At 57.9% G+C, this 20571-nt stretch carries 19 protein-coding genes; 5 read left to right on the top strand and 14 right to left on the bottom strand.

The window, feature by feature from the left end; genetic code table 11:
• Positions 1 to 3 precede the first annotated feature (3 nt).
• The 5 genes from napH to napF are packed head-to-tail and all read right to left on the bottom strand — an operon-like array spanning position 4 to position 5187.
• Positions 4 to 921: a quinol dehydrogenase ferredoxin subunit NapH gene (napH, locus tag GOW93_RS12610; protein WP_170384612.1), complete on the bottom strand. Its 918-nt coding sequence runs from the start codon at positions 919 to 921 to the stop codon at positions 4 to 6.
• Positions 918 to 1736 (bottom strand): ferredoxin-type protein NapG, encoded by an 819-nt coding sequence (gene napG / locus GOW93_RS12605; RefSeq protein WP_170384610.1) that lies wholly within the window; start codon positions 1734 to 1736, stop codon positions 918 to 920. Before napG ends, napH begins: the two co-directional genes overlap by 4 nt.
• A 27-nt stretch (positions 1737 to 1763) precedes the next feature.
• On the bottom strand, positions 1764 to 4256 hold the full coding sequence (gene napA, locus GOW93_RS12600) for a nitrate reductase catalytic subunit NapA (RefSeq protein ID WP_170384608.1): 2493 nt from the start codon (positions 4254 to 4256) through the stop codon (positions 1764 to 1766).
• Entirely contained in the window at positions 4253 to 4546 is a 294-nt protein-coding gene (locus GOW93_RS12595) for a chaperone NapD (protein WP_170384606.1), read from the bottom strand. Before GOW93_RS12595 ends, napA begins: the two co-directional genes overlap by 4 nt.
• Complete coding sequence (gene napF, locus GOW93_RS12590; RefSeq protein WP_368039668.1) at positions 4543 to 5187, bottom strand: ferredoxin-type protein NapF; 645 nt, start codon at positions 5185 to 5187, stop codon at positions 4543 to 4545. The genes GOW93_RS12595 and napF overlap by 4 nt, the downstream gene beginning before the upstream one ends.
• Positions 5188 to 5553: 366 nt before the next feature.
• On the opposite strand from napF, the gene GOW93_RS12585 reads away from it, so the two are divergent.
• Positions 5554 to 6726, top strand: coding sequence for an acetate/propionate family kinase (locus tag GOW93_RS12585; protein ID WP_170384605.1), 1173 nt, complete (start codon positions 5554 to 5556; stop codon positions 6724 to 6726).
• Positions 6727 to 6729: 3 nt separating this feature from the next.
• On the opposite strand, the gene GOW93_RS12580 is transcribed toward GOW93_RS12585, so the two are convergent.
• The 5 genes from GOW93_RS12580 to GOW93_RS12560 form a co-directional block, all read right to left on the bottom strand.
• A complete protein-coding gene (locus tag GOW93_RS12580; RefSeq protein WP_170384602.1) occupies positions 6730 to 7203 on the bottom strand; it encodes a phage holin family protein in 474 nt (157 codons plus the stop codon).
• A gap of 10 nt (positions 7204 to 7213) precedes the next feature.
• A complete protein-coding gene (locus GOW93_RS12575; protein ID WP_170384600.1) occupies positions 7214 to 7471 on the bottom strand; it encodes a hypothetical protein in 258 nt (85 codons plus the stop codon).
• 115 nt (positions 7472 to 7586) lie between these two features.
• Positions 7587 to 8258 carry a D-lyxose/D-mannose family sugar isomerase gene (locus GOW93_RS12570; RefSeq protein WP_170384598.1) on the bottom strand — a complete coding sequence of 224 codons (672 nt, stop codon included), beginning with the start codon at positions 8256 to 8258 and terminating at the stop codon, positions 7587 to 7589.
• A gap of 16 nt (positions 8259 to 8274) precedes the next feature.
• The gene (locus GOW93_RS12565) at positions 8275 to 9201 is read right to left on the bottom strand and encodes a carbohydrate kinase family protein (RefSeq protein WP_170384596.1); all 927 of its coding nucleotides are present in this window, start codon (positions 9199 to 9201) and stop codon (positions 8275 to 8277) included.
• Positions 9202 to 9240: 39 nt separating this feature from the next.
• Entirely contained in the window at positions 9241 to 11325 is a 2085-nt protein-coding gene (locus GOW93_RS12560) for a family 1 glycosylhydrolase (RefSeq protein WP_170384594.1), read from the bottom strand.
• A gap of 357 nt (positions 11326 to 11682) precedes the next feature.
• Between GOW93_RS12560 and GOW93_RS12555 the strand changes: the two genes are divergently transcribed.
• The 4 genes from GOW93_RS12555 to GOW93_RS12540 all read left to right on the top strand — a co-directional run bounded on the left by GOW93_RS12555 (position 11683) and on the right by GOW93_RS12540 (position 16276).
• Positions 11683 to 12807: an extracellular solute-binding protein gene (locus GOW93_RS12555; protein WP_170384592.1), complete on the top strand. Its 1125-nt coding sequence runs from the start codon at positions 11683 to 11685 to the stop codon at positions 12805 to 12807.
• A gap of 118 nt (positions 12808 to 12925) precedes the next feature.
• Positions 12926 to 14038 (top strand): ABC transporter ATP-binding protein, encoded by a 1113-nt coding sequence (locus tag GOW93_RS12550; protein ID WP_170384590.1) that lies wholly within the window; start codon positions 12926 to 12928, stop codon positions 14036 to 14038.
• A 13-nt stretch (positions 14039 to 14051) separates the two neighbouring features.
• Positions 14052 to 14972: an ABC transporter permease gene (locus tag GOW93_RS12545; protein ID WP_170384588.1), complete on the top strand. Its 921-nt coding sequence runs from the start codon at positions 14052 to 14054 to the stop codon at positions 14970 to 14972.
• On the top strand, positions 14969 to 16276 hold the full coding sequence (locus GOW93_RS12540; RefSeq protein WP_170384586.1) for an ABC transporter permease: 1308 nt from the start codon (positions 14969 to 14971) through the stop codon (positions 16274 to 16276). The genes GOW93_RS12545 and GOW93_RS12540 overlap by 4 nt, the downstream gene beginning before the upstream one ends.
• A 36-nt stretch (positions 16277 to 16312) precedes the next feature.
• On the opposite strand, the gene GOW93_RS12535 is transcribed toward GOW93_RS12540, so the two are convergent.
• Genes GOW93_RS12535 through GOW93_RS12520 form a run of 4 tightly spaced genes read right to left on the bottom strand, consistent with a single transcriptional unit; the run spans position 16313 to position 20569 of the window.
• Entirely contained in the window at positions 16313 to 18220 is a 1908-nt protein-coding gene (locus tag GOW93_RS12535) for a beta-galactosidase (protein ID WP_170384584.1), read from the bottom strand.
• On the bottom strand, positions 18217 to 19077 hold the full coding sequence (locus GOW93_RS12530) for an SMP-30/gluconolactonase/LRE family protein (RefSeq protein WP_170384582.1): 861 nt from the start codon (positions 19075 to 19077) through the stop codon (positions 18217 to 18219). The genes GOW93_RS12535 and GOW93_RS12530 overlap by 4 nt, the downstream gene beginning before the upstream one ends.
• Positions 19074 to 19679 (bottom strand): 2-dehydro-3-deoxy-6-phosphogalactonate aldolase, encoded by a 606-nt coding sequence (locus GOW93_RS12525; protein WP_170384580.1) that lies wholly within the window; start codon positions 19677 to 19679, stop codon positions 19074 to 19076. Before GOW93_RS12525 ends, GOW93_RS12530 begins: the two co-directional genes overlap by 4 nt.
• A complete protein-coding gene (locus GOW93_RS12520) occupies positions 19676 to 20569 on the bottom strand; it encodes a 2-dehydro-3-deoxygalactonokinase (RefSeq protein ID WP_170384578.1) in 894 nt (297 codons plus the stop codon). The genes GOW93_RS12525 and GOW93_RS12520 overlap by 4 nt, the downstream gene beginning before the upstream one ends.
• Positions 20570 to 20571: the final 2 nt, after the last annotated feature.

Raw genomic sequence — 20571 nt, 5'->3', positions numbered from 1 at the left:
CCCTTAGATAGGTCTGGCTGCGCGCGCTTCTGGCGCGGGAACTGGATCGGAAGGTGCGGCGACATGGTCGTCGAACCGGTGAGTAAAGTTGAAGACGTCGACCGCGCAGACATCGATGCAGCGGCCGCAATTGGTGCAATCCGGGGACAGGATCAGTGGTGTTGTTCCCGGTTTCCCTTTCAGAGCTGGGGAAATGATCTGGTTTTCGGGGCATACGGCATAACAATCCATGCAATCGTCACAAGCGGCTCGGTTTGCCGCGCTGACGCGCAACAGGCTTTTGCTGCCGATCAGGCCATAGAACGCACCCACCGGGCACAGGTGACCGCACCAGCCGTGGCGCGAGACAAACAGGTCGAAGATGAAGATCGCAATGACCATGGCCCAGACGAAGCCCGCGCCGAAGATAAGCCCCCGGTGCAGCATGGTGATCGGGTTCACCAATTCCCATGCAATCACGCCGGTCAGCCCCGACACAATCAGTACGGTTGCCAGTATCCAAAGGCGGGTTCCGCGCTTTGGCTGCCAGCCCTTTTGCATGTCCAGCTTGCGATGCAGCCAGTTGGCGGCGTCGGTCACCGGGTTGATCGGGCAGACCCAAGAACAATAGACCCGCCCTCCGATCAGGGCATAGGCGACCAGAACGATCAGCCCGCCGATTAGTGCGGTCAGTTCAGGCCAATGCCCGGCGACGATGCTTTGCAGCAGGACCAAAGGGTCGGTCAGGGGCAGCACGCCGAGGGTTAGCGACCCGGCTAGCGTACCCTGTACGATCCAGACGCCGAACCACGGACCCAACAGGAACAAGGCCAAAAAGAATAACTGGCTCGTGCGGCGCAACAGCAGAAAGCGATGCGCCCCGATCCAGCCTTTGGCCTCAATCGCCTCGTGACCGATGGGGAGATGCGTGCGGGCACTCATTGTCCCACTCCTGGCAAGTCATAAGACGGAGCGAAGCCGCCAGGCGTGGCCAGATTATCCGTACCCGGTCCGGGTAAACGGTCGGGCAGATCTATCAAGCCGTCCACAAGGGGACCGCCATGGGCATCTTTCTCTTCCCAGCCTTTGCGGTAATGATCTGCGCTGCTGCCGCGAGCTAGACGGGCTGGCAGGACCTTGATAGCGGCTTCGGGCAGAACACAGCTTTTCTCGCACATGCCGCAACCGGTGCAACGATCGGCATGCACGGTCGGAATGAACATCGCATGGTGACCGGAGCGGTCGTTATGTGCGGTTTCCAGCGTGATCGCCTCGTCGATGACGGGGCAGACACGGTAACAGACGTCGCAACGCAGGCCGAGGAAGTTCAGGCAGTTTTCCTGATCGACCAGAACCGCAACGCCCATTTTCGCATCGTCGATATTGTCCAGCCCCGGATCCAGCGCTCCGGTGGGGCAGGCGGCAACGCAGGGAATGTCGTCACACATCTCACAGGGCACATCGCGCGCCGTGAAATAGGGGGTGCCGGTGGCGACGGCATCGACCCCAAGTTCAGCCAGTTTCAAGGTGTCGTAAGGGCAGTCCCGCACGCAGAGCCCGCAGCGGATACAGGCCGACAGGAACTCTTTCTCTGGCAACGCGCCGGGCGGGCGCAATGCCTCGGCCGGCAGCGCTCGGGCATCGCGGGCGAACCAGGCCAGCGTTGACCCGGCGACCACGCAGCCGCCTGCCGCGCGCGCCGAATCCTGCAGGAATCGGCGCCGTTGCGGCGAGAGAGGAGTACCGGTCAGGGACATGGGGACTACCTTTGCGATCCTTCCCGGTTACGCGCGCTCGACCTTACACGCGCACTTCTTGAAGTCGGTCTCTTTTGACAGCGGGCAGGTTGCGTCCAGCGTCAGCTTGTTGGTCAGCTGATGCTCGTCGAACCAGGGCATGAAGACCAGACCGCGCGGCACTTTGTTGCGCCCACGGGTTTCGACCCGGCTGGTGACCTCGCCGCGGCGGGTGGAGAGGATGATCTCCTGCCCGCGACGCAGACCTCGATCTTTGGCGTCCTGCGGGTGCATGTAGACGACGGCGTTCGGATAGGCGCGGTGCAGTTCCGGCACACGGCGGGTCATCGAGCCCGAGTGCCAGTGTTCCAGAACACGACCGGTGGACAGCCACAGATCATATTCTTCATCCGGCTCTTCGGCGGCAGGCTCGTATGGGGCAAAGATGATATTCGCTTTGCCATCGGGCTTGCCGTAGAATTCCACGCCCGCACCCTCTGACACATAGGGGTCGTACCCTTCGCGGAAGCGATAGAGCGTTTCCTTGCCGTCCACGACGGGCCAGCGCATGCCGCGTGCCTCGTGGTACATCTCGAACGGTGCCAGATCGTGCGCATGGCCGCGTCCAAACTCGGCGTATTCTTCGAACAGGCCTTTTTGGACGTAGTAACCAAAATGCTCGGCATCGTCATTGTCAAAGCCTTCTGCAGTCTCGGACAGTGGGAACTGGTCGATCTTGCCGTTGGCATAGAGAACGTCATACATGGTCTTGCCGCGATGCTCGGGCATCTTGGCCAGCAGTTCTTCGCCCCAGACCTCTTCCACGGTGAAGCGTTTCGAGAATTCCATCAGCTGCCACAGGTCCGATTTTGCCTCACCCGGTGCTTTCACCTGCTGACGCCAGAACTGAGTGCGGCGTTCGGCGTTGCCGTAGGCGCCTTCCTTCTCGACCCACATGGCTGTGGGCAGGATCAGGTCGGCAGAGACTGCCGTGACCGTCGGATAGGGATCCGAAACAGTGATGAAGTTCTCGGGGTTACGATAGCCGGGATAACCTTCTTCGTTGATATTCGGCGCGGCCTGCATGTTGTTGTTGCACTGCACCCAATAGGCGTTCAGATCACCATCCTTCAGCTTGCGGTGCTGCAATACGGCGTGGAAGCCGGGTTTCGGAGGAATGGTGCCTGCGGGGACGTTCCACGCGGTTTCACAAATCTCGCGGTGTTTGTCATTCGCGACCACCATGTCGGCGGGCAGGCGGTGGGCAAAGGTACCAACCTCACGTGCCGTACCACAGGCCGAAGGCTGACCAGTCAGCGAGAAGGGTGAGTTGCCCGGCTCGGAGATCTTACCAACCAGCAGGTGGACGTTATACATCAGCGAGTTCACCCACGAGCCGCGGGTATGCTGGTTAAAGCCCATGGTCCACAAGCTCATCACCTTGCGGTTCGGGTCGGCATATTGCTTGGCTAGTTTTTCCAGCTTGTCTGCAGGGACGCCCGACAGTTCGGCTGTGTATTCCAGGGTATAGGGCGCGACGGCTTCGGCGTATTCTTCGAAGCTGATCGGCTCCATCTTGCCCGAGTTCGGGTTCTCAGCCTCTTGCTGCAACTCATGAGTGTCGCGCAGGCCATAGCCGATATCGGTTGCCGTCTTGGTGATGTTGACGTGTTTCTTGACGAACTCTTCGTTCACCGCGCCATTCTGGATGATGTAATTGGCGATATAGTTCAGGATCGCCAGATCGGTCTGTGGTGCAAAGACCATGCCATTGTCGGCCAACTCGAACGAGCGGTGCTCGAAGGTCGACAATACGTGCACTTCGCAGCCTGGTTTGGTCAGGCGGGTATCAGTCAGACGTGACCACAGGATCGGGTGCATCTCGGCCATGTTCGAGCCCCACAGCACGAAGGTGTCCGCGTGCTCAAGGTCGTCATAGCAGCCCATCGGCTCGTCGATGCCGAAGGTGCGGATAAAGCCCACAACGGCAGAGGCCATGCAGTGCCGCGCGTTGGGGTCGATGTTGTTCGACCGGAAGCCGGCCTTCATCAGTTTGGATGCGGCATAACCTTCCCAGACTGTCCACTGACCCGAGCCGAACATACCGACACTGGTTGGCCCTTTCTTGGCCAGCGCTTCCTTCCACTTTTCGGCCATAACGTCGAAGGCTTCGTCCCAGCTGACCGGTTCGAACTCGCCATTTTTGTCATAGACGCCGTTCGTTTTGCGCAGCAGAGGTGTGGTTAGGCGGTCCTTGCCGTACATGATTTTGGAGAGGAAGTAGCCTTTGATGCAGTTCAGACCGCGGTTCACCGGCGCGTCCGGATCGCCCTGAGTGGCGACGACGCGGCCTTCCTTGGTGCCGACCAGCACCGAACAGCCGGTGCCGCAGAACCGGCAGGCTGCCTTGTCCCAGCGGATATCGGGGGTGCCGGTCTGTGCATTGGCCTGACCGGTGGCCAGTGGGATGCCTGCGGCCGACGCAGTGGCAGCGGCCGCGGAGGCCTTGAGAAAAGTCCGGCGTGATTCTGATGTAGTCATAGCGTGAGCCTCCGGCTGGTGGTTTGGCTTAGGGCATCGGGATGCGGAGTGCTTTCCGCGAGATCCTCGAAATGGTGATAGGTCAATGTCAGTGAGATCACTCCGGGGATCTGGTGCAGATCCATGATGATCTCGGACGCAAGGCGATCGGACGTGTCTTCGACAACAACGACGAAACGACCGTCTTCGGCCTGGGCATGTACTTCGACGCCCGGTGTGCCGCGCATCGATTGCGCGGCGGCCTCGGCCTGATCAGGGGCGACATGTATAAGGCAACCGCATATATTCATTGTAACGCTTCCGTTTGAAGTGTGGGTTGGCGCTGGAGCGCCACGGCATTGACAGGGCAGAGGGCGACACAGGCACCGCATCCGTTGCAGGCGTCAACTTCCAACAAAGGCGTCGCCCGCCCGCCGCGCTGCAACTCGAAACGAATGGCGTTCTGTTCGCAATTGTCCTGACACACGCGGCAGCTTACGCCGTTCATGGAGAGGCACGTGCCGTCCTGAATTTCGGCCCGCCACGGCCAGTCGACAACTCGTTCGATTTGCAGAGCATCCGTGGGGCAAGCCTTAGCACAATCGCCACAGAAAGTGCAGGGGTCGTCGCCGGGCTGAAAGACCGGAAATCCTTGAGGGTCGAGCGAAATGACGGCCTCTTCACATGCCTCGATGCAATCGCCGCATTTGGTGCACTGGTCGACAAACCCCGGCACAACCGAGCCGGGGGGACGGACAATACTGCTGTCCTCCCGAAAAGCTTTGGCGCTCAGAAACGCCCTGCGGCTGGTCATCTGGCTCATTTTTCTAAACGGTTCGCGCTTGATTCCCTGTTCACGGCTTCTCAGTAGCGCGTTTAGAGGGAATGCTTTTTGATCCAGATCATTATTCGAGATTAATAGTTTTTGTTTAGAATGAAAGTTGAAATACACAGAAATATCAACGTGATATTTCGGCGCATTTTTTGCTGCAGATGATCCGGTTTCTACTTCAGCTAACTTCCAGAAACCGGAGCGTCCGGGCTGATTTTTCGCAGCCCAGAATGACTGAAGGTGGGGAGACTACTGGCGGGCTCGTCAATGGTCTCTGGCAATGGGCACTGCGGTCGATCTGATGGCCGCGCGCAAAAAAGGCATCAGTTCCGAATATTGCGGCAGGTAAAATTTTGGCAGAACAGCTTTACTATATCTAATACGCAAAGATGACGGGGTTCGCGGGCGCCAATCACATTGACATTTCGGGCGGATGACGATGCTTTACGGCGCGCCTGCATGCGCACGAGAACAAAAGGAAAATCCATGGTTGACCATGTGTTGGCACTGAATGCCGGGTCTTCTTCGCTAAAATTTGGGCTGTATGAACTGGTCGAAAACAACCGCCCCAGAATGCGTTGGCACGGGCAAATCGAACGCTTGGGGGACGCGCCGCGTTTGTTGGCGGAGTCTGCTGGCGGGCGGTCAGTCAACCAACCCTTGACCAACGCCCACGGGCATGGCGAGGCAATACATGCCTTTCTCGATATGACCCGTGAATACCTTCCGGACATTCGAATTCGCGCTATTGGTCATCGAGTTGTACATGGCGGTACAGTCTATTCCGAACCCGTGCGGATCAACGACAAGGTTCTGGAAACTCTGTCGGGATTCATCCCATTCGCACCGTTGCATCAACCCTACAGCCTTGCCGGTATCCGCGCTGCGAGTGATGCATTCCCAGAGACCGAGCAAGTGGCTTGTTTTGACACCGCCTTCCACCGAACCCATCCGTGGGTAAACGATACTTTCGCCCTGCCGCAAAGCTATTTCGACAAGGGGGTGCGTCGCTATGGTTTCCATGGTCTGAGTTATGACTACATCACGGAAAAACTCAAAGAAATTGCCCCTAGCCTCTATGATGGCCGTGTTGTCATCGCTCACCTGGGCAACGGTGCTTCCATGTGCGCCGTTTCTGGTGGACGGGCTGTGGCTTCGACCATGGGGTTTTCGGCGTTGGATGGTTTGCCGATGGGCACGCGCAGCGGTCAATTGGATCCGGGTGTCGTGCTTTACATGATGCAGCAGGAAGGCATGAGCGCGGACGAGATCGCGGAAATGCTCTATCGCAAATCGGGTTTGCTTGGTCTGTCGGGGATGTCGTCGGACATGCGCACTTTGTTGGCCGCCGAAACGCCCGAGGCACGCAAGGCCATCGATTATTACGTTTTCCGCATCCGCCGGGAATTGGGCGCACTATCTGCCGCGTTGGAAGGGCTAGACGCGCTGGTATTCACGGGTGGGATCGGTGAAAACTCTGCACAGATCCGTCAAAGAGTTTGCGAGGGGATGCGCTGGATCGGGATAGAAATGGACCCCAACAGAAATGCTGACAATGGTACGGTTCTGTCGACCGATTTCAGCCGGGTACGCATTCTGGCAATTCCCACGCACGAAGAGATGGTGATCGCACGCGCAGCGGCGCGGCTCGTGCAATAGGCGCTATTGCTCGGGTTTGTCCTTCCGACGCTTGGCGTATTTTATCAAGATGCCCAGAATGGCGCTGATGGCATCTGGCGTCAGCGCGCCAAGCGGATCTCGCCGGATGCCGGTCACGGTGTTGCGCGCCTCAGACAAGGTATCCTTGATTTCTGTCTCGATATCTTGCAGCGCCATATCGCGCAGCTCGACCGCCGCCGTCGTGTCGGCCTGCGCGTTCTGTGAGTTGGCAAGCAGTGCCAGGACCAGGGCCAATAACAGGTTGACCCCTGCCACGATCACGGCAGCAAACGGCTTGGAGAGGGATGCTGACAGCCAGAAAAAACCGGCCACATTCAGCATGATAACGGCCAAGCCGACCGCCAACCCTGCAGCAGCGTAGAATCCTGTACGACGCGCGGCGACAGCGACATGGCGTTGGGCAATCAGCCGCTCAGCACGGAGGACGATGGAAATATTGCGGGATATGCGGCTCATGATCAGGCTCCTACCGTGACCGGCCCAGCAGATAGCCAAGCGTAAATATACCAAGCGCAAACAAGATTGGCCGTTTGTGGGGCAGGTCTTCCAGTTCGGTCAGCGCTTCTTCGAGTTGACTGGACCAGCCGTCGATGTTCTCGGCAATCTTGTCAGCCATAGTATCGTGTGGCGAAGGCGCCGAAGCCTTTTCCCTGGCTTCGGTTTGCTCGGCAAGTTGGCGGCGCAGGTCGGCGACTTCGGCTTCAAGCTCGGCTTTCGTAACCATTGGTCCGGTCCTCTCACAAGTTTTCTGCCTGTGGGGCGAGGGCAGCGACCTCAACCCCTGTTTCGAGGGCCATGTTAATTCGATTTTTCGGTTTTAGAAAAGGGGCTTATCTTTTTCAGGTATCGTAATCCGAAACCAGCAAGAAATCAGGCGCGACGTCTTCTTCGATAGTGGCAAAGCGCGGGATTGGGTCCTCGAACACATTATCGGTGCGGTCATCGTTGACAGTTGAGACCTCGCCGATTAGGCAATCGCCCTTTTCTGCCCAGAAGGCATGCCAGATGCCGGGCATCAGAGTGACGCTCTGACCAGGTTTCAGGCGCAACAATTCGCCGGGTTGGATCGTGACCTGGCAGCCGTCGCTGGGTACAACAACCCGATTGTCTCGGTCGATGCCGCCTTCGGCGTCCGAGGCATAGATCTCCATCACCAGATCGCCACCGCCCCGGTTGATGATGTCCTCGGCCTTGACGATATGGCGGTGCATTGGCGACAGCTGTTTGTCTCGCGATACCAACAGCTTTTCTGCATAGAGCATCCCCCGACCGTTGTTCAGATCACTCACGTCGCCATTGCGCAAAGTGAATAGGAACAGGCCAAGTTCGTCGAAACGGCCCTGCCCGTAGTCGGTAATGTCCCAACCCAGCCCGCGCTCTCGGATTCCAGCGGCCTTTTCATCACGCATCTGGTCTGGGGACCAGTTGGCAAAAGGCGGCAGGACTGCACCGAAGGATTGGATAAAGGCTTCGGCCTCGATCTTGATAGTGTTGATGTCAGAACGTTTCATGCTGTCCCCTATGGGTTCAAAGCTCGTGCGCCCAAGGTGGGTTGGCCCCGGCGCGGGATACAGTGATGGCGGCGACCTCTGCGCCTTTGGCAAGGGCCGTACGCAGATTTTCAGTGCTTAAGGCCCGCAGGTTGGATTTGGTCAGATGGCCAGCGCGCTCGAGTTCCGCCAGAACACCAGCGTTGAAGGTGTCACCAGCACCGACAGTATCGACCACCTGGACCCGCTGAACCGGGATTGCGGTTTCTGACCCGTCGGCTAGATAGCCCGACGCCCCGTCGCTGCCTCGGGTCACAATGACTAAGGCTGGGCCGGATTGCAGCAGCAGGGGTACTTTTTCGGCGATGGTTTTCGGGCCGGGAACGATCCAATCCAAGTCCTCGTCCGAGACTTTCACGATGTCGGCCTGAGCGATCATCCGGTTCAGCCGGGTGCGATATCGGGTTTGATGTTTGATAAAATCTGGTCGGATATTCGGGTCGATCATCACGGCGCGGTCGCCTCCGTGGCGATCCAGCAATGCGGCAAAGGCATCTGCGCAGGGCTCGCAGGCCAAGCTGATCCCGCCAAAATAGAGCGCGGAAACAGCGGGCAAATGCCCTGGCATGTCCTCGGGCATCAGCATCCGGCCTGCCGAATTCTGATCCATGAAGCTGTAGGTTGCGTGCCCGTCCTTTAGTTTAACAAACGCCAATGTCGTGGGACGGTCCGAGCGGATCACATGACTGGCATCCACGTGGCTGGTCTTCAAGCTGTCTTCCAGTTGTTCACCAAACATGTCCGACGACAGACCCGCCAGCAGTCCGACCGGAGCCCCCAGCCGCCCAAGCGCAATGGCCGTGTTGAAGATGGCCCCACCGGAATGGGGCACAAAGCCTTCCCCGCCCGAAACCGTTGGGGCAGCGATCATGTCGATCAGGGCTTCACCGCAGCATAGGATCATGCCGTGGTCCTTTCTGTTTCTAGGGATCAGGCGGTCAGTTTACCGCGCGAGCGCACTTTTGCAGAAATTGTTAGCGCCAACAATACCAAATTCATGCTGTTCGGACACATAAAGGTTCATCGACCGCCGTAAATCACTGAACCGTCCACCAGCGTTGAAGGCATCACGGAAAGCATCCTTGAACAGCCAGCGGTTTTTCTCGGCCACGCCGCCAACAAGGAACACGCCTCCCACCGGCATGAGGACCACAGATAGGTCTCCCATGACTGCCCCAAGATGGGTGGTGAACATATGCGCGGCTTTTTCTGCAATTGGATCGGCCTGTGCGCGAGCGTCCTCAAGTATGTCTCTCGCGCTGCGGACGGGCACATTAGACTGACCCGCAGCCATCCCGGCAGCCTGATAGAGGATCGGCAGGCCTGTGCCGCTCAGGAACATTTCAGCCTCAAGGACCAAGGTGTCATCAAAGAAGCATTCCGGGGCGATATGACGGGCCGCCTTGAAAATCTCGACCTCGTCGACATGGCGTGGCGAAAGCCCGATATGTCCCCCTTCGCCGGATGCGGTGTGATAGCGACCTTCGGAATACAACAGTGCCCCGACACCCAGACCAGTGCCGGGACCCACAACAAGCCGTGTTCCCGAAGGCGGTGCCTTGGCGCCCTGCAAAACCTCGACATCATCGCTGGTGATCTCGGCCACTGACCACGCTGCAGCCGTGAAGTCATTGATTACAAATGTATGCTGTGCGCCTGTGGCCTTAGCAATATCGTCTTCTGAGAGATCGAGCTGAGCATTCGTAAGCCGGATTGTTCCGTTGTTCACCGGGCCCGCGCCGGCCGCCACGACAGCGCGCGGGTTGGTGCCAATTTCGTCGCGTAAGGTATGAAATGCGTCCAAAAGCTCAGGCAAGCTGCCGGTCGGATATTTGCGCAATTCGTTTAACGTTCCGTCTGTGATCACGCCCAACCGGGTGTTTGTGCCGCCAATATCCGCAACCAGATCCCAGTGTTTTTGCAACGCTCCAACCGGCTGTGCCAAAGGCAAGGAGACTGAGCCGCCCGACAAAGCCGTTTTCAGAGTGTCAAATGTGGCTGTTAGTTCCGGGTTTGGCAGGTCAGATTCCAAACCTTCCGGAGCAAATCTATCTTTGCCACATCCGGCACCGTCTACATTTCCGGAGAGGTGCCCGACAAAGTAACCTTTAACCGGCGCTCCTTGTTCCAACGCACTTTTTGTTGCCGCTAGGTGGTGGTTAAGGCGATCAACCTTTTCATGGTTGGAACCGATTATTTCATTTACAGTCACGAAGATAGGCAGTTCACGGCTGAACTCCTGCCACATCTGAGTTAGGAAAGGAACCCGTGCCGAGAGGTCGGTTTGAGCGCGGCTGAAACAGGTGAGGCCACACCAGTCGACGGGCTGTCCGATGTTGCCAAAATCTTCCTGCCAGCCAGTCGGAAGGTGCGATTCCAGATCGGCAAGTTCATTTATGGGGTAGGTGTTGTTGAATACACCGCTCAGGAACAGCCGAGCGTGACGGTTGTCGACCAGGGTGAGGAGTGAATTGTCCTCAGAGGTGTCATTGGCGGGATCTAACCAATCAAGATCGAGTTCTACACCCAGGTTGGACATGCCGAGGTTACGCATTGCGTCAATGCCTCGTCCATGGGCCAACAACAAGTGGTGCATCGCACGGGCGGTGGTGCGGCGGCAGTCACCAAGATTCAACCGGTTTACCTGTGTTGGCAGGCTGATCGGTGCCGCACTAAACATCCGGTCGCCAATTCGGCTCATGACGATCTCGGTGAAATCAGCGAACCAACCCGCAATATCCCGATTTCGCCAACCACCTAAGTCACCCAGTGTCGGTGGCAGTTCTCCGTTAGACAGAGTCGCACAAGGGCGGATGCCACGTGCTAGCAGCGCATCAACCAGCCTATCGTAAGCGTCCAAGCCCGACTGGCTCACCTCGCCACGTCCTTCGGGTAATACCTTCCCCCAGCTGATCGGAAATTTAAAACAATCAACTCCCGCCTCACGCATCATGTCGAGATTCTGTTTGGTCGAGGCTGCGACGCCAAAGAGAAAGTCTCTGGGAAAATCAGAGCGGGTGTATTTCATGGTCAAAACCTGTTTGGGCCGATTGAACGGCCAACTATCAGTTCGTCCGTCTGCATACTAGGTGTTAGCGGTATCATTGGCCATTTCAAGCGATTTTTTGAGCATTTTGACTGAAATGTGCTCGAAGAAAATCTGACATAACTCGAAATAACGAATTCCCTACTGATCGAGATGCTGTGGATGGCATCCAGGGTTCGGCCAAGGCAGATTTGCTGATCCTCCTGCTGGTTAAGTGGAGGATTGATAAAGCAACTTAGGGAAGGGTGTGGTCATTTTTGGACTGACAGGCGCGCCACAAAGCTCTAGCGTGACATCAAACAAAAAAAGCAACTTAGGCCAATAATGGGAGAATCGATTATGGTTGAACGGAAGACTCTTTCCAGACGCACGGTGCTAAAAGGTGCGGGGGCTGCTGCTCTGGCGGCGCCGCTTTACAGCAAAAGCGCTCTGGCCTCTTCGGGTGAGATCAACATTCTGATGTGGTCGGATTACCTGCCGCCCAGCTTCATTGAGGAATTCGAGACCCTGACCGGGATCAAGGTAAATTACACCGGTATCGGCTCGAACGAAGAAATCATCAACAAGATGAAGGCGACCAAAGGTCAGGGCTTTGACATCGTTTCGCCGACCAACAACCGCTCTTTGCAGTGGGAGCCGCTGGAACTGCTGCAACCGTTCGACATGAACAAGGTTCCGATTGATCTGGTGAACCCTGCCATGGCGGCGATTGGTACCGATGCTTGGAACTTTGGCGGTTCCGGCGTGCACTGGCTGCCACATATCTGGGGCACCGAAGGTATTGCATACCGCACTGACCTGTGGCTGCCGGAAGGTGACGCACCATCTTATGGCGACGTCTGGTCCGAAGAAAACGCGGGCAAAACCATGGGGCGCGCGCATTCCATGATGCTGGGCGCGGGTCTTTATATGGAGCGCGCGGGTGAGATGGAGCCTGGCTCTGTCTGGGCTGCTTATGGCGACGAAGAGACTATGCGCAAGGTCTGGGGTCAGATTACCGACTGGTGCATCGAACGCAAAAGCCGGATCAAGTTGATCTGGAATGACGCGGATACCCAGAAGAACGGCCTGCTGAACGAAGGTGTGGTAGTTGGTCAGACTTGGGATGGCCCGCCGCTGGCGCTGAAATCCGCAGGTGAGCCTGTACACTATCAGGCTCCGATCGAAGGTGCGATGGCATGGGTGGACGGTATGTCCATTCCCTCGGGCGCAGCCAACATCGATCAGATTTATGCCTTCATCGACTTCGCCTATCAGGCGAAACCGGCCGGTGTCGCGATCGACAGCCACGGCTATAACTCGCCTGTTCTGGGGGCCGATCAGTATTCTGGCGACACCTACAAAAAGAACTTTGCCGAGGCCTATCCGGGTGACTCGCTGGCCAACCTCAATCCATGGCCAGCCGAAGCTCCGTGGTATGCGGAAACCCGGACAGAGTTCGTCAACAAGTTCAAAAGCGCCTGATCGCTTTTACTCGACGCCCTCCGCCATTGTGCGGGGGGCTTTCCACCTGCACGCCACTCAGGCGTGACAGATGTTATTTCGGTGCGGCCAGCCACCGCGCCATACGGAGATACCAAAGATGAGTGCAGGGGTCGGTGTAGATCTGGAAAACCTGTGGATCCGCTTCGGCGATTTTGTCGCCGTGCGAGACGCAAATGTGAACATCAACGGAGGCGATTTCTTTTCGTTCCTTGGGCCCTCGGGTTGCGGCAAGACAACGATCCTGCGTGCCGTGTCGGGCTTTCTTGACCCCAGTGAAGGCCGGGTTCTGATCGGCGGCAACGATATGCAGGGTATCGGCCCGAACAAGCGCCCGACAGCACTGATTTTCCAGAACCTTGCTTTGTTCCCGCTGATGAAAGTGTGGGAAAACATCACGTTCTCGATGGAAATCAAAGGGGCCAGCGCCGCACAGCGCCGTAAACGCGCTGATGAACTGCTGGATATGATCGCATTACCGGGGCAGGGCGACAAACTGCCCAGCGAATTGTCGGGCGGTCAACGTCAGCGGGTGGCGATTGCCCGTGCCCTCTGTGCGGAACCGGATGTGCTTTTGCTGGACGAACCGCTGTCAGCGCTGGACCTAAAACTGCGCCAGCACATGCGGACCGAGCTGCGTGAAATACAGCAGCGCGTTGGCATTACATTCATCTACATCACTCACGATCAGGGCGAAGCGCTGACGATGTCGGACAACATTGCCGTCATGCGGGCCGGGGTGATCGACCAGATAGCCGACGGCAAGACGATCTATAATGACCCCAATACCGCCTTCGCGGCCTCGTTCGTAGGCGAAAACAACGTGTTCCGTGGCAAAGTCAAGCAGGTCATGGGCAATGAGGCGATGATTGCAACGAACCGTTCGGGCGATCTGGTGGCGCGCATTTCGACTGCCAATCAGGGCAAAATGAAAGAGGGCGATGACGCCATGATGTTCATCCGCCCCGAAGCCTTTGCCATCGCCCCCGATGGCGCGACGGGTGACCATTTCGTCACCGCGCGCGTGAACCACGAAGAATTCGAAGGCAACGTCTTCAACATCTTCACGGAAGGAGAAGGCGGTAAGGAAATCAAAGTGTCGATCCCGAACCACGGTCAGTCCTTTCAGGATCATACCGGGCAGAACATCACGCTGGAATACGAAACCCATAACGCGGTTCTGGTTCCTGCGGGTGAGCTGGCAGCGGAATAAGAGGGTCTGACACATGCCCAAGTTTCTGAAAGAATTCCTAAACCGCAACGGCACCGGCATGGGGTTGGCAATCCTTGGCCTGGTTCTGTTCTGGACGATCGGCCTGATCATCCTGCCGCAGCTGTCGATGCTTGATTTCTCGTTCCGTCCGAACCTGCCGCCGCCAGAGATCGGCGGGCCAAAGGACGTGTATACGCTTGAGAACTACAAATACCTGATCTACGGACCTGAAGGCGGCAGTCAGGATTATAATGCCGTCGATCTACGCGTCTTTTTCCGGACATTGCTGGCGGCGGTCTGCGTCACGATCTTTAACCTGATTCTCTGTTATCCGATTGCCTATTATTTGGGGCAATCGAAGGGCAATCATATCCGCATCTTCGCGATCATGTTGATCATTCCCTACTGGATCAACGAGATCCTGCGGGCGTTTGCTCTGCGGATCATCTTTGGTGAGACCGGAGTGCTGAACACCCTGTTCATGGGTCTGGGCATATGGGATACGCCGTTTGACTTCATCCGCAACGACATCGCGCTCTATGCGGGTCTGGGATATGCCTACATTTTGCTGATGATCTTCCCGATGTACAACGTGATCGAAAGTCTCGACAAAAACCAGATTGAGGCCGCGCGTGATCTGGGTGCGCCCTGGTGGCGGATTCATTGGCGTGTGGTCATTCCTTACGCAAAGCCGGGTATCAGCTCTGGTTGTACAATGGTGTTCATGCTGTCCGCCGGTGCGCTGGCCGCACCCCAGATTCTGGGCGGGCCGTCGTCGCTTTGGTTCACGCAACTGATCTATCAACAGTTCAACGACAATAACGACTGGCCGCAGGGCGCCGCCTACGCCATCGTGCTACTGGTGACCTGTATCCTGTTCGTGCTGGCAATGATGCGCGTGTTCAAGGTGAACATGGGGGATATCGGGAAATGAACAATTCCTTCCTTCGTGTAAGCATCTGGGTCTATCTGGTCATCTTCTTCCTGTACCTGCTGGGCCCGCTAGTGATCATGTCGGTCACTGCGTTCAACTCTTCGGCTTTCCCGAGGATGACGCCGTGGGAATGCCTGACCTTCCAGTGGTTTGGCGAGTTGTTTCAGGATCAACGTATCCTGAACGGCATCAAGAACTCACTGATCATCGGGGCCGGAACGGTTGTTCTGTCGGTCGCGATGGGTCTGGCGGGCGCGCTGATGCTGACGCAGATTTGGCCCAAACTGCGCGCGACCTACTACACGATCATCATCGCTCCGATCCTGATCCCCGGCGTGGTTTTGGGTATCTCGACGCTGGTGTTCTGGGATCGGATCAATCGTATGCTGGGGCTGGGCGCGGATAGTGTGCTGTCAAACGGGATTTTCCTGACGGTGATCGGCCAGTCCACCTTTATCGCCAGCTATTGCATGCTGGTGTTGGTGGCACGGCTGCAGCGCTATGACATTGCCTTGACCGAGGCGGCGCTGGATCTGGGTGCCTCCCACGCGCAGGCGTTCCGCAAAATCCTGTTGCCGTTCATGCGCCCGGCGATTGCTTCGGCGGCGGTGCTGGCGTTTCTCGCCTCGTTCGAGAACTACAACACCACCACCTTTACTTTCGGGGGATACCCAACGCTAACCATCGAACTGGCGCAGAAGGTGCGTTATGGCATCACGCCGTCGATTTCGGCGCTGGCCTTCATCATCGTGGCGCTGACCGTATTCTTTGCGCTGTTGAATGAGGCCAAGCTGAAACGTCAGGAATTGGTGGCTGCTGCGCGCAAACAAGCAACCGTTGAGGAGTTGGCTGGCAAGATCAAGCTGCCCAGCTTTTTCGCAGGTAACATGGCCGCAGTTCTGCTGGTCGTTTTTGCCGTCGCCACTATCACCGTTGTTGGTACAGCGACCGCCTATGATCCGGGTCAATGCATCGCCAACGTCAAAGAGCAAAAGCAGCTTGAGGCGGAGCAGCGCATTCAAGAGTTGCGTAAGCAACGGGAAGAACAGCGCTTACGACGCGAGGAGGAACGCAAACAGCGCTTCGAAGGCGTGTTTGAGCCCGGTGATCTACAACCTGGATCAACCGAGGAAGAAGCAGAGCCAGATACCGGCACCAATAACTCTGGTTTCGGCAACGTGTTTGCACCGAATGCCTTGGGCGGTGACAGCGATGAGGGCGAAGCGGAACCCGAAACGCCGCCTGCCGGCAATGGCGGCTTCGGTGGGGCTTTCGATCCCAACAGCCTGCAAAGCGATGACTAGGTATCACGCCTGACAGAAACCCACGCGCCCGGAGAGTTACCCCCCTTCGGGCGCGTGTTTTTTCAGGATCAGCACGTCGCAGGCCGCAATCTCACGCCCGTTCCATGACACGGGAGCAGAGGTGTAGTTGATCAGGAAAACGTGCTGTTCGGTCTCACGCCGCCGCAATCCTGCGGGCAGCGGATGCAGGGTCAGCCCAACCTCTTGCGCAGCCATTGAGATCACCCGATCCCAAAGGGCCTCATCCGGGAAGCCGGACAGATACCAAACCCCGTTTTCCCCCTTCAGGGCGGGAGTCCCGTCGGCATAGGTCAGCAGGTCTGGGGCGCTGCCGGACAGGCGATCGACCCAGTGCTGGGCCGCTCCGCCGCCAACCACCTCACGGCGCACGTTCGGGGGCAAGGTTTCGACGAGGTCGACCTCGCAATCCAGTTCAGACAGGCCGGGGCGCGCTTTCGGAATCTGGAAGTCGCGCGTGATGGCTCCGCTGCGGGGGCCATAGACTGTCAGCTGGCTCTGATGTTGTTCTGCCTTATCGTCCAAAGTGGCCAGCCCGTGGGCAAAGAGCAGTTTGTACCCAGCCTTGGGCGTTTCGGACGCCGAGAGGAGATCCACCGACAACCCAGCCCGTCGCAGCGCCCGATAGGCCGAGAAGACCAGCCGGAAATAGTTGAACCCGGCCCCTTGCGGCTGTGTGGTCCACGCCCAGTCCGAGGCGTAGTCGAACAGAATGGCTACGTCTGCCTGTGTCTGGGTGACCGCGCCCAGCTGTGCCAGATCATCTGCGGTCTGACGGGCCTCGGCCAAAGCCGGGGCGGGGGCGTTGTTCGGGGTCAGTAGCCCTGCGTGCATTTGTTCCTGTCCGAACGGGGCCTGGCGCCAGCGGAAATAGCTGACCACCTCGGCCCCATGCGCCACGGCCTCAAGCGACCATAGGCGCACCATGCCGGGCAGGGGGGCGGGATTATAAGGCGCCCAGTTCACTGGGCCGGGCTGTTGCTCCATCACCCACCAGCGGCCACGCCCAACAGCGCGGTAAAGGTCGTGGTGAAAGGCCTGCAAGTCCGGGTCGCCCTGCTGCAGGAACGTGATTTTGTGCGCCTCGTCGGCCTCAAGCCGATCGGACAGGAAGCCGATCGGGTAACTGTCCCATGTGGCGATATCCAGATCCTCACCGACCTTGAAATGGTCGAAATCCAGTATCCGCCCCATATAGTTGTGCAGCAGCGGCGCGTCGGTCAGCGGCCGCAACACATCGACTTGCGCCTTGTTGAACACCGCCACCTGATCCGAGCTGAAGCGGCGAAAGGCCAGAACGTGGGCGGGGTTCGGCTCGGTCACTGTCAGGTTGGGCAGGTCGATCTGATCAAAGCTGTCGTATTCCATCGCCCAGAACACATTGCCCCATGCCGTGTTCAGAACTTCAACCGTGCCATACTGATCCGCCAGCCACAGCCGAAACGCCTGCAAGGCCGGTTGGCTGTAGCTGACCGTCGTTTCGTGGCAGCCATATTCGTTGTCGATCTGCCACGCAGCCACATGCGGGTTGCGTCCGTAGCGTTCCCCCATGATCCGCGCGATGCGGGTGCACTCCTCGATAAAGTCCTGATGGCTAAAGCAATAATGCCTGCGCGACCCGAATTTGCGCGGTTGCCCCTGAGCATCCACGGCCAGCATGTCAGGGTGTTTGTCCAACATCCAACGAGGAGGCGTCGCCGTGGGCGTACCCAGCACCACCTTGAGCCCCGCAGCCCCCAGCACATCAATCGCGCGATCCAGCCATTCGAACTGCAAATCGCCGGGGCTTGGCTCCATCCGGCTCCAGGCAAATTCGCCGATCCGCACCCATGTCAGGCCGGTTTCCACCATGCGGGCGGCGTCCTCGGCCCACATATCTTCGGGCCAGTGTTCGGGATAGTAGCAAACGCCAAGTTCAGGCTTCATGGCAGAACTCTGTGTTCGGCCTGCCCCTTGCCTACTCCGAAGGCGGCAAAGGTCATTCCATTCGTGGGTTGAGAGATCAGTGTTTCGGCGTCAAGTCCCTCGCGGGCCGTGGTGCAGAACAGCGTGGTTAGGTCATCGCCTCCGAACGCGGGGCAGGAGGTGTGCGCGGCCTTGAATGAAACAGCCTTCAGAAATTGGCCTTCAGGAGTATAGGCTGCCACGCGGCGCGCACCCCATTGTGCAACCCAGATATTGCCATATGCGTCAACGACCGCACCGTCCGGGTTCAGGCCATCTGCGTTCAAGTCCAGAAACACAGTGCCATCGCCCTCGGGCCAACCAGTTTGGGCGTTCAAAGGCCACCGCATGATCAGTTTTGTCACTGTATCCGTGTAATAGGCGCAAGATCGGTCTGGCGCGAAACAAATCGCGTTCGAGATCGTGACGTTCTGCAGCAGCTGTCGCAACTCGCCCTGCCAATAGCGATAAATGGCACCAGCGCCGGGTTCAGCGTTCTTGCCCATCGTCCCGATCCAAAATCCACCCCAAGGGTCAGCGCGGCCGTCATTTGAGCGCGTGACCGGATTGTCGGCTTCCAGCAGAGTGATCAGGTCTTTTTGGCCGCTCTTCAGACCAAAGCGCCACAACCCAGTTTCAGAAGCAATCAGCAGCGTCTCCAAGTCGACCCAGCCCGCCGCCGAGACATGCTCATCGAATTGCCAGCATTTGGGAGACCCATTTTCCCGCGTCATCAGACGTTTGCCCACGATGTCGAACCAAAACAGCTGACGTCGTTCGGGGTGCCAAAGCGGCCCTTCGCCCAACTCGCATGGGCGGTCGTCAAAGACGGTGCTCATCCGACGGCCTCATCATAGGCCGCCACGATTTGTTTAGCCCGGTCCGCCACCTCGGACACTGCCATACCGGGTTTGAAAAGCGCAGAACCGATGCCAAACCCATCCGCGCTGGCCTTGATCCATTGGTCGAAATTTTCGGGTCCCGCACCGCCAACCGCATAGACCTGGGCTCCCTTAGGCAATACAGCACGCATCGCTGCAAGTCCGGTCGGGCCAGCCAGAGCGCCGGGGAACAGTTTCAGCCCAGTTGCTCCGGCTTTAAGTGCCGCAAACGCCTCGGTTGGTGTGAAGACTCCGGGCCAGCTTTCAAGGCCCTTATGGCGAGTATGCGAGATAACCTCTGGGTCGCAATTCGGCGACACGATCAATTTCCCACCAACTCCGGCGACCGCGTCAACCTGTTCCACGGTTAGAACAGTTCCAGCACCGATAAGTGCTTTGGTCCCTATTTCCTTGGCCATAATGCCGATCGACACCAATGGGTCGGGCGAATTCAACGGCACCTCAATCTTGTCGATCCCGGCGTCGAGCAAGGCTCGCCCGATGGCCACTGCGTCAGTTGGATTCAGGCCGCGTAAAATTGCAATGATGGGGCGGCTCATGCGGTTTGCCTCGTCAGGTTTCGGGCTTGTTGCAAGCCCGCCAGTGTACATTGCGTGCCGTTGGCGGTTTCTAAAAATGCGCCCTGTTGCTTTAGGGCTTTGGCGTAGATATCGGAAAGACCTTCAGCTCCGATGATCGCCAGTTGCTGACCCAGCCAATAAGGGCGAGTGGCAGCCAGTTCCGCGCCGATCAGATAGCCCGACAGCTGTGCCCGTGCGATACCTTTATCTTGCCCCTGCAAAAGGTCGGCGGCGCGCAGGCCAAACAAGCGCGCAGCCAATTGTTCAGGTTTTGACAGCGCGTCTGCAGCTGCGTCGGCAAAAGCAACATCGTCCCAGCCATCGCTTACCGAGTGTTTCAATACGGATTGTCCGCGTAGAAGGTCAAAAATCTCTCCGGTCATGAAAGTGCGGAAGCTTACAATCTCTCCTGCACTGACCTGCACCCATTTGGTGTGGGTTCCGGGCAGACAAATTACGCCATCCCAGTTTTGATGGCTTGCCAGAAAGCCCGCGATCTGAGTTTCCTCGCCGCGCATTACATCTGGTGGTGCCGTCTGTTTTACTCCGGGCACAACGAATGCCCGGATGCGCGGGTCCGTACCCGGAACGCGGACAGGAACGACCGGGGTGGGCACGCAAGGGGCTGCCGAGTAGGGGGCCTCGACCCAGCCCTGCCGTGCGCCCACCATGCCGCAAGCAATGACGTCAATCGGAGCTTCGTCCAGCCAGCCTTCGATCAGTTCGAATAATGCGGGCTGGAACCCGTCTGGTTCCACCTTCGCCATCCCTTTGTCTGACTGTGCCTGATCCAGCACCTTGTCGCCCTGCATGGCCCATGCCCGCAGATGAGACGTTCCCCAGTCAACAGCAATCCATTCTGGTTTCATGG

The organism is Ruegeria atlantica, assembly GCF_013032455.1.
In the GTDB taxonomy this organism is placed as follows: Bacteria; Pseudomonadota; Alphaproteobacteria; order Rhodobacterales; family Rhodobacteraceae; genus Ruegeria; species Ruegeria atlantica_B.
Note: the sequence above shows the minus strand (reverse complement) of the source record. Positions and strands in the feature narration are given on the sequence as shown.